We start from the raw sequence: 12953 nt of genomic DNA, 5'->3' as shown, positions 1-12953 counted from the left end.
CCCGGTTGCTTCACCTCCGTGGCACGTTGTGGAGGTTCGGTGAAGCGGTCCCGATAATCGCAGGCAGGTACGAATTCTGCACCGTTTTTGGCGCCTCACGCGTCGGGTGTTGTGCACTCGTTATGCCTGAGCCTCTCTGATCGCGACTGCCACATGCGTCGCTGATCCCGATCTGTACGGGTTTACTCGGCACGCACAGAGGGCTATACGCTTCAAAAACCTGTCAAAATTGGGCATTCTGCACGAGTGGCAACCTTGGATGTACAACCCCGGCTCCTTGACGTCCTGTCCGCGCTGCGCGACCGCGTCGACGCCGCGCGCTTCCCGCTGCCACTGCCCGGCGCCGCCCGCGCCCGGCGTACCCGGTCCGAGTTGCTGGACCAGCTCGACGACTATGTGATGCCCCGGCTACGCGCTCCTCAGGCCCCGCTGCTGGCGGTCGTCGGCGGATCCACCGGTGCCGGCAAGTCCACGCTGGTCAATTCGCTGGTGGGCCGACGCGTCAGCGAGGCCGGCGTACTGCGGCCGACGACCCGTACGCCGGTGCTCGTGTGCCACCCCGACGACCACCACTGGTTCGCGGGGCGGCGCGTACTGCCGCAGTTCACCCGGGTCTGGGTGCCGGAACAGGACGGCCCCGAGGAACTCGACGCGTACGACGACGCGTGTGAACGCGAGTGCGCGTACCCGTACGAAGGTCAGGACGGGGCGGAGGGCGGCGGCGAAGCGGAGAACGCGGCGGGCCTGGCCCCCCTGCGCATCGAGACGGAACTGGCGCTCCCCAGTGGACTGGCCCTCCTGGACGCCCCCGACATCGACTCGCTGGTGGCGCGCAACCGGGAGCTGGCCGCCGAGCTGATCTGCGCGGCCGACGTATGGGTGCTGGTCACCACCGCCGCCCGGTACGCGGACGCGGTGCCGTGGCACCTGCTGCGTACGGCCAAGGAGTACGACGTCACGCTGGTCACCGTGCTGGACCGGGTGCCACACCAGATCGCCGCCGACATCTCGGCGCGGTACGCCGCACTGCTGACCCGCGCCGGGCTCGGGGACGTACCCCGCTTCACCATCCCCGAGCTGCCCGAATCGGCCGGCGGCGGCAGCGGGCTGCTGCCCGCCACGGCGGTGGCGGCGCTGCGGCGCTGGCTGGAGCGGCACGCGCAGGACCCCGCGGTCCGGAACGCGGCGGCGGCCCGTACCACCGCCGGGGTCCTGGCCTCACTGCGCTCCCGTATGCCGGCCCTCGCCGGAGCCTCCGCCTCCCAGCACGCCGCCACGCTGCGGCTGGCCGACCAGGTGGAGCAGGCGTACGAGGAGGCCGCGGCCCGGGTGCGGCGGGAGGTCGAACAGGGCGAGGTGCTGGCCGGCGACGCCCGCGCCCACTGGCGGGACCACGAACTGGGCGGCCGCCCCGACGAACTGCTGGACGCGCTGACCCACGGGCTCACCTCCCTGCTGCGCTGCGCGGTGGAAGAGGCCGACGAGCGGGCCGCCGAGGCGTGGCGCCGGGACCCCGCGACGGCGGACGCGGCCCTGACGGAGGTGGCGGACGCCGCGGCCTCGGCCGCCCGCCTGGGCGTGGTCGTACGGCGGTGGCGGCGCTGCCTGGAGGAACTGGCGGAGGAAGCCGTACGGGAGGCGCGCACGGCGCGTGGCGGACGCGCGGCGCGCGGCGCGCGGGCCGGGGAGCGCGCGAAGGCTGCGGCCGACCCGGAGGAGGCAGCCGCGTTGCTGGCCACCACCTTGCTGGGCGGGCGCCGGGCCCGTACAGCGGGCGAGGCCCTCGCCGATCTGCTGGGTGCCCAGGCCGCGGTACGGCTGCGGGACCGGGGCGGCCGACTGCTCGACACATATCTGCGGCGCGCGTTGGACGGCGAACGGGAGCGGCGCCTGACGCCGCTGGAGTCGCTGGGCGTACGGCCGGACCATCAGGCCGCGCTGATCGCCGCACTGTCCCTACTGCAGAAGGAGAAGGTGACGCGGTGACTGCTCCTATCGGGCGCACGGACGGGGACGAAGGCGGGGGCCGGGACGTGGATCGGGGGCGGGCGGCGGTGACGAGGGAGCCTGCCGGTGAGCCGGGGGCGGGGGCGAGCGGCCCGGGAGTACGGGGGGCTGCCGCAGGGGAGGCCGCGGCCGTACGGGAGCCAGTCGTACGGGACACCGCCGTACGGGAGCCAGTCGTACGGGAAGCCGCCCTATGGGAGTCGGCTGTGCATGAGGCCGCTGAACGGGAGGCCGCCGTACGGGAGCCAGCCGTGTACGAGCCCCCTGCAGGGGAGCCGGAGCCGGAGCCGGAGCCGCATCCGCGTCCGCAGTCGGAAGCGGCGGCGGCCCCGGCGGCGGCCGTGGAAGCACCTGCGCCGCTGCCAGGGGCCGCCACGGCGTCGGCCTCGGCGCCCGCCACGGGGGCGGACGCGGCGACGGCGGCCCCGGCCCCGGAAGCGCCTCGGCCGGGCCCGGGGCCGGCCGAGGCGCTCACCTCCTGGAACGACGGGCTGATCGCACGCCGCGCGCAGGACGGTGCCGACACGAAGTCCACCGCCGGGCGGCGCCACGCTCGTGCACGGGAAGCGGCGGAGTCCCGGGAGGGCCGACAGCCTGAGTGGCGTGAGTGGCCCGAGTGGCTGGAGTGGGAAGACCGGGATCGGGGCGCCCACCAGGAGGGGGACGGGGACGAGTGGCACCAACAGCGCGACTGGCAGGAGTGGGAGGACGAGGGGGACAGCGAACTCGAAGCCGTCCTGGCCGCACTCCAGGAGCCCGGCGAGCCCGTACAGGAGCCGCGGGGCAGGCACGGCCGTACCCGGGAGCCGAAGCCGTGCGCGCCCGCTCCCGGGCCCCCCGGCGGGCTCGGAGGCCCCAGGGAGCGGCGGTCGGCCGGGCAGCGGCTGCGGCCACGCCTGGACGCGCTGCGGGAACTGGTCGGACTGTCCCGGACGCGTTTGGACGGGGCGACGCTGGCCGAGGCGGGGCGGGTGATCGGGGCGGCGGACGAGCGGTACCGGCTGTCCGGGGAGCACACCGTCGTCGCCCTCGCGGGAGCCACCGGCAGCGGCAAGTCGTCCCTGTTCAACGCGCTCGTGGGGGCGGACCGGTCGGACGTGGGGGCACGTCGGCCGACGACCGCGGAACCGGCGGCCTGCGTGTGGTCCGGCGGGCAGCCGGGCGCCCACGGACTCCTGGACCGGCTCGGAGTGCCGGCGCGCCGCAGACACACACCGGTCGGCGGTTCGGCCACGCTGCCCGGCCTCGTCCTCCTGGACCTGCCCGACCACGACTCGGCCGCGACCGGGCACCGTGAGCAGGTCGACCGGATGCTGGAGCTGGTGGACGCGGTGATCTGGGTGGTCGACCCGGAGAAGTACGCGGACGCGGTGCTGCACGAAAGGTATCTGCGGCCGATGGCGGGCCACGCCGAGGTGATGTTCGTCGTCCTCAACCAGGTGGACCGGCTGCCGGGTGACGCCGCCGTCCAGGTGGTCGACGATCTGCGGCGGCTGCTCGACGAGGACGGGCTGGCCCTCGGAGAGCACGGCGAACCGGGTGCCGCCGTACTGGCGCTGTCCGCGGCCACCGGCGAGGGCGTCGGAGAGCTGAAGGAGGCGCTCCGGCAGTTCGTCGCGGAGCGCGGGGCGGCGGACCGCCGGCTGACCGCCGATGTGGACGCGGCGGCGGGGCGGCTGTGGCCCGCGTATGTGGCGGACGGGCGGTACGGGCTGACGGAACCGGCCCGGGAGGAGTTCGAGGACTGGCTCGCCGAGGCGGTCGGCGCCGGGGCGATGGGCAGCGCGGCGGAGCGTGACTGGCTGCGGCACGGGGAGCGGGCGTGCGGCACCCCGTGGCTGCGTCTGCGGCTGCGCAGGCGGCGGTCGGGTGCGGCGTGCGGACGGTCCGGGCGGACGAGCCCGGGGCGTACGGGGCCGTCGAAGCTGTGGCACCGGGACGCGTTCCCGGAGGCGGACGCGGCCGGCGAATCGGCGGGCGGCGACGCGTACGGCACGGTGAGCGGCTGGGTGCCGGTGGACGGGCGGGCGACGGCGCGGCCGTTGGTCGAGCAGGCCGTACGGGCCGTGGCGGCGGAGGCGTCGGAGGGGCTGCCGGCGCCTTGGGCGCAGGCGGTGCGCGAGGCGGCGGTGCGGGGCGCCGAGGGGCTGCCGGAGGCGCTGGACCGGGCGGCGGCGGTCTCGGAAGGCGAGCTGCGCGCCGGGCCGCAGGTGCGACCGCGGTGGTGGACGGTGGCCGGAGTGGTCCAGGGGCTGCTGACGATGTCGCAGGTCACCGGGGCGCTGTGGCTGCTGGCCGTGGTGGTGGGCGCGGCGGAGACGGGGGAGTGGCTGTCCGCGCTGCTGGTGACGGTCATCGGGACGACGGGCGGCCCGGTGCTGTCCTGGGTGTGCGGAGTGGCGGGGCGCGGCGCGGCCCGCCGGTACGGCCAGGAAGCAGAGCGGCGGCTGCGTACGGCCGCGGCGGGCTGCGGGCGCGCCGCGGTGCTGGAACCGGTCGCCGCCGAACTGCTGCGCTACCGGGAGGTACGGGAGCAGTACGCGGTCGCGGCGGGGTTGTGAGGGGCGCGGGCGGGGGGACGTGGTGACGGCGGGGCTGTGACGGGTGGGTTGGGGCGGGCGTGGTTACGGCGGGGCTGGGGTCGGAGTCGGGGCTGGGGAGCCGGAGCCTCCAGCTCGGTGCGAAGTGCTCGCAGGGATGACGGAGTTGTCCACAACCCGGTGGTAACACACAGGCCCCGGCGGGCTCCGCCGAATCCGTGCAGCATGGGTTCCACGCAGGCCCGGGACCGGGCCGAAGGGCCCGCCGGGGGCCCATGACGGGGGAGGCGATGGCGATGTACGAGACGATGGTGACACTGGTGGGGAACGCCGCGACGGCGGTGGAGCACCGGCAGACCACGACCGGCGCTTCGGCGGTGCGGTTCCGCCTGGCGACGTCCGCGCGGCGCTGGGACAAGGAGCGCGGATGCTGGGTCGACGGCGACACCAGCTTCTACACCGTCCGGGCGTGGCGGGCGCTCGCGGACCACGTCGCCGCTTCGGTCTCGCGCGGCGAACCGCTCGTCGTGCACGGCCGCATGCGGGTGTGGGACCGGGAACTGCCTGAGGAGAAGGGCGGACAGCGGCGGGTGTCGGTCGAGGTGGACGCCGTGGCCGTCGGACACGACCTGTCGCGCGGCACCTCCGCCTTCCGGCGGACCAACCGGACGAGTACGGGGTCGGCGCCCCCGAACGTCCCGGCACTCGACCCCGAAGCACCCGCCGCTCAAGCCTTCTCGCCGGCTCCCGCGGCCGCGGCCGAACCTGACTGGGCGTCGCCACCGCCGCCGACCGGAACGCCGAGCGTCTCCCGGAGCCAAAACCCGAAGCCCGACAGCGAAGCAGACGCGGCATCAACTCCCGACGGGAACGATGACGACCACCGCGCCGCACCGGCCGCAAGCGACTCACAGGAGCCGAGTATTGCCGCGCACTGACACGGCGTCCGGCAATCTCCTGATGCCGCCCCGCGCCCCCGATGCGCGCTACGTCTGAGAAGTGGGCAGTGCCCGGAAAGTCCCGGTGATTTGTCGATATTGCCAGGTCAAGAGGGGTGTAGTCGGTAACGATTGCGATTCGGATCGCTTATGGGACGGTATGACGGGACACCCTGTTGCGCCCGCTCTCTAGGATCCGTCGGGTACTCACGAGTACTCACGGGGGCTGACTGTATTCGGCTGTTGAGTTCTTTGGGTTCATTCCGGCGAGGCATCTCCCCTATCGACCCCGCCTCGCCCAGAGGGGAAATTCATGATTTCAGTGAAGAGGCGGGGCGCAGCCCGCCTTGCCGCCGCGGTCCTGGCGTCGGGCCTGGTCGCGGCGGGAGCGATAGCCACCGCGGGGCCCGCCGCGGCTGACGACGCGGCGCCGGTCCACGGGGGCACCAGTGCCACACTCGGCGGACTGAAGACCTACGGCCAGGCGGTTCTGCACGCCAACGGCCGCGACCAGGAGATCGGTGCCGGTCTCTTCGAGATGACCGTCGACAACGGCGGCACCCTCCAGACGTACTGCATCGACATCAGCACGCCGACGCAGCAGATGGCGAAGTACCAGGAGGTGCCCTGGAGCGCGTCGTCGCTGCACGCCAACGAGGACGCCGGCAAGATCCGCTGGATCCTGCAGAACTCCTACCCGCAGGTCAACGACCTGGCCTCGCTCGCCCAGAAGGCCGGGGCCGGGAGCCTGACCGAGAAGACCGCTGCCGCCGGTACCCAGGTCGCCATCTGGCGCTTCTCCGACCACGTGAAGGTCGACGCCGTCGACCCGGCGGCCGAGAAGCTCGCCGACTATCTGGAGAAGAACGCGAAGAGCCTCACCGAGCCCGAGGCGTCGCTGAAGCTGGACCCGCCGGCCGTCTCCGGCAAGTCCGGCAGCAAGCTCGGCCCGGTCACGGTCCACACCAACGCCAACAGCGTGACCGTTTCCCCGGCCGCCGGCACCCCCGCCGGTGTGCGGGTGGTCGGCGCCGACGGCAAGCCCGTCACCAAGGCGGCCAACGGCACCAAGCTCTTCTTCGACGTGCCCGCCGGCGCGAAGGACGGCACCACCTCGCTGACCGCGCAGGCCGCCACGAAGGTCTCGGTCGGCCGCGCCTTCACCGGCAGCGTGGGCCGGATCAAGAGCCAGACCATGATCCTGGCCGGCTCCAGCGAGTCCACCGCCACCGCGGCCGCCACCGCCTCCTGGAAGAAGGAGGGCGCGGCTCCGGCCGTCACCGCGGAGAAGAACTGCTCCAAGGGCGGTGTGGACGTCACGGCCGGCAACAAGGGCGACGCGCCGTTCCGCTTCCAGCTCTCCGGCAAGGAGCACGTGATCGCTCCGGGCAAGTCCGAGACGATCACCGTCCCGGTCGACGAGGACCAGGCGTACGAGATCACGGTCAAGGGTGAGGGCGGCTACAAGAAGACCTTCACCGGGGTCCTCGACTGCAAGACCGCGGGCACCGGCACCGACAAGCCCTCGTCGCAGCCCAGCCCGGCCTCGGCCGGCGGCACCAGCGGCGGCGGCACCGGTGGCGACACGGGCGGCGACCTCGCCGAGACCGGCTCCAGCAACGCCACCCCGGTGATCGCGGGCGTCGCGGTCGCGCTGGTCGTCGTCGGCGGCGGCGCGGTCTTCTTCCTCCGCAGGAAGAAGGCGGGCACCACCACCGCGTAACCGAGGTACGGGCGTCACCCGACGGCTGAACGGTCGGGTGTCATCCGGCGACCCGTTCGAGATACGGGCGTCACTCGGCGGCCGAACGGTAGGGCGCCCGGTGGCTGGGCTGCCGATGTCATCCGGCGGCCGGACGGTACGGGCGCCGGCCGGGCCCCGGGGTGCGGAAGCCCCCGGGCCCGGCGTGACCGTGGGGCCCGGCGAGGCCGCTCCTTCCACCGGTGCGGTTCGGCGAGGCTGATCCCGCCGCGCGGCGTGGCGTCCCCGCTCCCACGGTGCGGCGCGGCGTCCCGTCCCCGCTCCGACGGCGCGGCATAGCGCCCCTGGAGTCCCCGTTCGCCCCGTGACCGTACGCGTATTACCCACCGCCCTCCGTGGCCGAGCGGGAACCGCTCCTCGGCCACGGAGGGCGGCGGCGTACCCGCCCCGGGCCACAGCGCGGCGAACCGCAGGCCACACACCGCAACCCGCGAACCCCGGACCGCGAACCCCGGACCGCGAACCCCGGACCGCGAACCCGGACCCCGGACCCGGGCCTGCGGCCCCCCCAGCCCCGGCCCCCCAGCCCCGGCCCCCCAGCCCCGGACCCACAGCCTCAGGCCCGCCCCCCGAACCCGCCGCCCAGGCCAGCCACCCCGAGCCCGCCGCCCCGGCCCCCGGGTCGCGTCCTCTACGGACCGCGACCCCGTCCCCCACCACACCCCCGCCCCATCCCACCCCCACCCCGTACCGCCGCCCCCGATGTACTCGTTTCCATCGCGGGCCGGCCGTACGGCAAGATGGGTGTATCTGCCCTCGCGCGGCGGAGCCGCTCATCGGCCCACGCGGCGGAGCCGCATTGACCATGACAGATCCAGACTGCCGGACGGTTTCTCTTGGCTGAGTACATCTACACGATGCGCAAGACGCGCAAGGCGCACGGCGACAAGGTCATCCTTGACGACGTGACGCTGAGCTTCCTGCCGGGCGCGAAGATCGGTGTCGTGGGACCCAACGGCGCCGGCAAGTCGACGGTGCTGAAGATCATGGCCGGTCTTGAGCAGCCGTCGAACGGCGACGCGTTCCTGACGCCGGGCTTCTCCGTCGGGATGCTCCTCCAGGAGCCGCCGCTGGACGAGACCAAGACGGTCCTGGAGAACGTCCAGGACGGCGCCCGCGAGATCATGGACAAGCTCAGGCGCTTCAACGAGGTCGCCGAGCTGATGGCGACCGACTACTCCGACGCGCTGATGGAGGAGATGGGCAAGCTCCAGGAGGACCTGGACCACGCCAATGCCTGGGACCTGGACACCCAGCTCGAACAGGCCATGGACGCGCTGGGCTGCCCGCCCGGCGACTGGCCGGTCACCAACCTCTCCGGTGGTGAGCGCCGCCGCGTCGCGCTGTGCAAGCTGCTGTTGGAGGCCCCCGACCTGCTGCTCCTCGACGAGCCCACCAACCACCTGGACGCCGAGTCCGTGCAGTGGCTGGAGCAGCACCTCGCCAAGTACGCCGGCACCGTCGTCGCCGTCACCCACGACCGGTACTTCCTCGACAACGTGGCCGAGTGGATCCTGGAGCTGGACCGCGGCCGCGCCATCGCCTACGAGGGCAACTACTCCACGTACCTGGACAAGAAGGCCACCCGTCTGAAGGTCGAGGGCCAGAAGGACGCCAAGCGTGCGAAGCGTCTGAAGGAAGAGCTGGACTGGGTCCGCTCCAACGCCAAGGGCCGGCAGGCCAAGTCCAAGTCGCGACTGACGCGTTACGAGGAGATGGCGGCCGAGGCGGAGAAGACCCGGAAGCTGGACTTCGAGGAGATCCAGATCCCGCCGGGCCCGCGCCTGGGCAACGTCGTCGTCGAGATCGAGAATCTGAGCAAGGCGTTCGGCGACAAGGTCCTCATCGACGACCTGTCGTTCACCCTCCCGCGCAACGGCATCGTCGGTGTGATCGGCCCGAACGGCGCCGGCAAGACCACGCTGTTCAAGATGATCCAGGGCCTGGAGGAGCCGGACTCCGGTCAGATCAAGGTCGGCGACACGGTCAAGATCTCCTACGTCGACCAGACCCGCTCCAACATCGACCCCAAGAAGACGCTGTGGGCCGTCGTATCCGACGAGCTGGACTACATCAACGTCGGTCAGGTCGAAATGCCGTCCCGCGCCTACGTGTCGGCGTTCGGCTTCAAGGGCCCGGACCAGCAGAAGCCGGCCGGCGTGCTCTCCGGAGGTGAGCGCAACCGCCTGAACCTGGCGCTCACCCTCAAGCAGGGCGGCAACCTGCTGCTCCTCGACGAGCCGACCAACGACCTCGACGTCGAGACCCTGTCCTCGCTGGAGAACGCGCTGCTGGAATTCCCCGGCTGCGCCGTGGTCGTCTCCCACGACCGCTGGTTCCTGGACCGCGTCGCCACGCACATCCTGGCGTACGAGGGCGAGTCCAAGTGGTTCTGGTTCGAGGGCAACTTCGAGTCGTACGAGAAGAACAAGGTCGAGCGCCTGGGCCCGGACGCCTCCCGTCCGCACCGCGCCACGTACAAGAAGCTCACCCGGGGCTGAGCCGCGTGCGACACCTCTACTCCTGCCCGCTGCGCTGGTCGGACATGGACGCCTTCGGCCATGTCAACAACGCGGTGTTCATCCGCTACCTGGAAGAGGCGCGGATCGATTTCATGTGGCGGCTGGCGCCGGGCGAGGGCAGCACGTCCTTCTCCGGCGGGTCCGTCGTGGCCCGCCACGAGATCGACTACGTCCGGCCGCTGGTGCACCGGCACGCGCCGGTGACCGTCGAGTCGTGGGTGACGAAGATAGGCGCCGCGTCGATGACGATCGCCTACGAGATCAAGGACGAGGACGCGGTGTACGTCCGCGCCTCGACCGTCGTCGTCCCCTACGACTTCGCCCAGGGGCGGCCCCGCCGCATCACCGCCGAGGAGAAGTCGTTCCTCGCGGAGTACCTGGACGCCGGGGCCGGCACGGAGCAGCAGGAGGGGGCCGTCGCCGCATGACGGCGTTGCGCCTGGCCGATGCCGGGGAGGCGGCGGACCTCGCCGCCTTCCTGGCCCGGCTGATCCATTACGACCGCGCCGCCGCGGTGCGGTTGCAGGCGGGGAACGGGGTGCTCGCGGTGTTCGGGCGCCCGCCGTCGTTCGAGGTGCTGGCGATCCGTACGGCGCGCCTGGCGCCGGACGTGCCCGGCCCGCAGACCGGTACGGGCGCTTCGCCCGCCGTCGGCCTCGACCGCACCGTCTCCGCCGGTGACCTGCTCGAAGGCATCGACGAGGCGGCGGACGGCCTGACGCTGCCCGCCGCCGTCACCGGCCCGCCGTGGGCCGGGGTCCTGCCGCCGCGGGGCGGCTGGCAGCAGGTGCCGGGGCTGCCCTCGCCGCAGGCGCTCGGCCGGGCCGTGGCGCTCGCCGTCGCCGAGTTCCGGGCCCGGGACGAGGCGCTGCCGCCGGAACGCCGTACGCGCGCCGAGCGCGACCGCATCGGCCGCGAGATCTGGTCCCGTACGCTCGGCGACACCCATCTGCCGCTGCGCGCCGCGCACGCCGCGCAGTCCCTGGGTTTCCTGCGCCCCGCACGGGCCGAAGCGCAGGCCGGCGCGCACGGGCCCACGGGCGGGGGCCCCGGCTCCGCGGGAGCCGCACTGGCAAAACCGCCGACGCTGACCCTGCTCGCCGCGGGCGGCTGGCTGCGGCTGCGGACGCCGTACGGGTCGGTCGCGGTCCGCACGGGCGGACCGTCGGCACTCCCGGTGACACCGGCCTGAACATCGGCCTGGCCACCGGCCCGACCACCGGCCTGCACCTGAACACCGGCCTGACCAGCGGTGGCGACCAGCAGCCTGCCCCAGCGATCCGTCTGCTGACCCGCCCCCGGCCCGACTGCTGACCCGCCTCAGGGCCCGACCACCACCCCGACGCAGCGCCTCAGAACCGGGCGCGGCCCCAGACTCCCGGGCGCGGTCCCAACCCCCGCGCCCCGCCTCACTCTGCCCGGTTCCGGCCGTCCACCGCGGCGCTCAGTCAGCCGCGTTGATCATCGACGCGGCCGCATACGTCAGGTAGTTCCACAACTGCGTCTCGTGCTCGGGTGCCAGCTCCAGGGAGTCCACCGCGTCCCGCATGTGCTTGAGCCAGGCGTCGTGAGCGGCGCGGTCCACCGTGAAGGGCGCGTGCCGCATCCGCAGCCGCGGGTGGCCACGGCCGTCGCTGTACGTACGGGGGCCGCCCCAGTACTGCATGAGGAAGAGCGCGAGCCGCTCCTCGGCCGGTCCCAGGTCCTCCTCCGGGTACATCGGCCGCAGCAGCGGATCCCCGGCCACCCCCTGGTAGAAGCGGTGCACCAGGCGGCGGAAGGTCGGCTCGCCGCCGACCTGCTCGTAAAAGGTCTGTTCCTGAAGCGTGCCGCGCGGAATCTTGTTCACCCGTCCATGGTGTCAGACGACTCGGCGGTGCCGGCGTGCTCGGCCGAGGACCCGCGACGTAGGACAGTGGAGACATGAGCGGTACACCGTCCGGTCCGCAGCCGGGCCGCGAGCCGACGGCCGCGGCCCGTGCCGAGCTGGTCCGGCAGATCAGGGCAGGCGGCCACCTCGGCGATCCGCGGTGGCGGGCCGCCTTCGAGGACGTGCCGCGGCATCTCTTCGTCCCGTACTACTTCGTGGCCACGGCCCGCGGCTACCAGCGGCTGTCCGGCTCCGACCCCGACCCGCAGCGCTGGGCGCGCTGGCTGGAGGGCGTCTACACGGACAGCGCGCTGGCGACGTGCGTGCGGGACGGCGAGCTGGTCTCCTCCAGCAGCCAGCCGTCGCTGATGGCCATGATGCTGGAGGAACTGCGCGTCGAGGAGGCGGAGGAACAGAGCCCGGCCACCGGCTGCCGCGTCCTGGAGATCGGCACGGGCACCGGCTACAACGCGGCCCTGCTCGCCCACCGGCTGGGCCCGGAACAGGTGACCACCGTCGATCTGGACGAGGAGATCACCGGCCCGGCGTGTGACCGGCTGGCCGCGGCGGGTCACCGGCCGACCGTGGTGACCGGCGACGGCGCCCTCGGCCATCCGGAACGCGCACCCTACGACCGGATCATCGCCACCTGCGCGCTCCCGTCCGTACCGGCCGCCTGGATCGGACAGTGCACGCCCGGAGCGCTCATCCTGGCCCCCCTCGCCACCGGCCTGATCGCCCTGCGCGTGACCGACCCCGAGGACGTACGGGCGGAAGGCCGCTTCCTGCCCACCCCGGCCTATTTCGTGCCCCTGCGCACCCGCCCGGACCTCACGGAGTCCACCGCACAGCCGCCCCGCCCCGACACCCCCGAGGACCCCGCCGCCGCGACCGACGGGCAGCCCTGGAGCGCCCGCCGTGGCCTGCCCCGCGAAGCGCTGCGCGACGAACGCTTCCACTTCCTCCGCGCCCTGAGCGCCACCGGCCTCACCCTGGACGAGGCCCATGCCCTGTGGCAGCGCGAAAACCGTCCCCACCGCGAACGCTTCGGCCTCACCGTCCACCGCACCCGCCAGTACGCCTGGCTCGATTCCCCGGACGGTCCTCATAGGTGGGCGCTGCCCGGAAGCTAGCGCGTGCTGCCCACGAGCCGAGCCCCGACCCGGCTCGTGGGGAAACGGCTCGACAGCAGGAAGCGGGGGGGGGGCGCCCGGGGGGGGGGGGGGGGGGGGGCCGCGCGGGGGGGGGGGGGGGGGGGCCCCCCCCCGGCCGCGCCCCCCCCCCCCCGCCCCCCGCCGCGGGGGGGGGGGCGCG

9 protein-coding genes are annotated in these 12953 nt (G+C 73.4%); 8 read left to right on the top strand and 1 reads right to left on the bottom strand.

From position 1 onward, the window contains the following. The first annotated feature begins 255 nt into the window (after positions 1-255). The 7 genes from ACH4EB_RS20040 to ACH4EB_RS20010 all read left to right on the top strand — a co-directional run bounded on the left by ACH4EB_RS20040 (position 256) and on the right by ACH4EB_RS20010 (position 10961). The gene (locus tag ACH4EB_RS20040; protein WP_398349126.1) at positions 256-1986 is read left to right on the top strand and encodes a dynamin family protein; all 1731 of its coding nucleotides are present in this window, start codon (positions 256-258) and stop codon (positions 1984-1986) included. A 272-nt stretch (positions 1987-2258) separates the two neighbouring features. After that, complete coding sequence (locus ACH4EB_RS20035; protein ID WP_398348882.1) at positions 2259-4568, top strand: YfjP family GTPase; 2310 nt, start codon at positions 2259-2261, stop codon at positions 4566-4568. 275 nt (positions 4569-4843) lie between these two features. Further along, entirely contained in the window at positions 4844-5485 is a 642-nt protein-coding gene (locus tag ACH4EB_RS20030; RefSeq protein ID WP_398349125.1) for a single-stranded DNA-binding protein, read from the top strand. Positions 5486-5798: 313 nt separating this feature from the next. Continuing rightward, positions 5799-7208: an LAETG motif-containing sortase-dependent surface protein gene (locus ACH4EB_RS20025; protein ID WP_398348881.1), complete on the top strand. Its 1410-nt coding sequence runs from the start codon at positions 5799-5801 to the stop codon at positions 7206-7208. An 875-nt stretch (positions 7209-8083) separates the two neighbouring features. After that, entirely contained in the window at positions 8084-9748 is a 1665-nt protein-coding gene (gene ettA / locus ACH4EB_RS20020; protein ID WP_398348880.1) for an energy-dependent translational throttle protein EttA, read from the top strand. Positions 9749-9753: 5 nt separating this feature from the next. Beyond that, the gene (locus tag ACH4EB_RS20015) at positions 9754-10197 is read left to right on the top strand and encodes an acyl-CoA thioesterase (protein ID WP_398348879.1); all 444 of its coding nucleotides are present in this window, start codon (positions 9754-9756) and stop codon (positions 10195-10197) included. Continuing rightward, positions 10194-10961: a hypothetical protein gene (locus tag ACH4EB_RS20010; protein ID WP_398348878.1), complete on the top strand. Its 768-nt coding sequence runs from the start codon at positions 10194-10196 to the stop codon at positions 10959-10961. The genes ACH4EB_RS20015 and ACH4EB_RS20010 overlap by 4 nt, the downstream gene beginning before the upstream one ends. A 252-nt stretch (positions 10962-11213) precedes the next feature. On the opposite strand, the gene ACH4EB_RS20005 is transcribed toward ACH4EB_RS20010, so the two are convergent. Further along, positions 11214-11618: a globin gene (locus tag ACH4EB_RS20005; protein WP_398348877.1), complete on the bottom strand. Its 405-nt coding sequence runs from the start codon at positions 11616-11618 to the stop codon at positions 11214-11216. 74 nt (positions 11619-11692) lie between these two features. Between ACH4EB_RS20005 and ACH4EB_RS20000 the strand changes: the two genes are divergently transcribed. After that, entirely contained in the window at positions 11693-12772 is a 1080-nt protein-coding gene (locus ACH4EB_RS20000) for a methyltransferase domain-containing protein (RefSeq protein WP_398348876.1), read from the top strand. The last annotated feature ends 181 nt before the right edge of the window (positions 12773-12953 follow it).

Origin of the sequence: Streptomyces sp. NPDC018045 (assembly GCF_044327445.1) — a bacterium.
In the GTDB taxonomy this organism is placed as follows: domain Bacteria; phylum Actinomycetota; class Actinomycetes; order Streptomycetales; family Streptomycetaceae; genus Streptomyces.
Note: the sequence above shows the minus strand (reverse complement) of the source record. Positions and strands in the feature narration are given on the sequence as shown.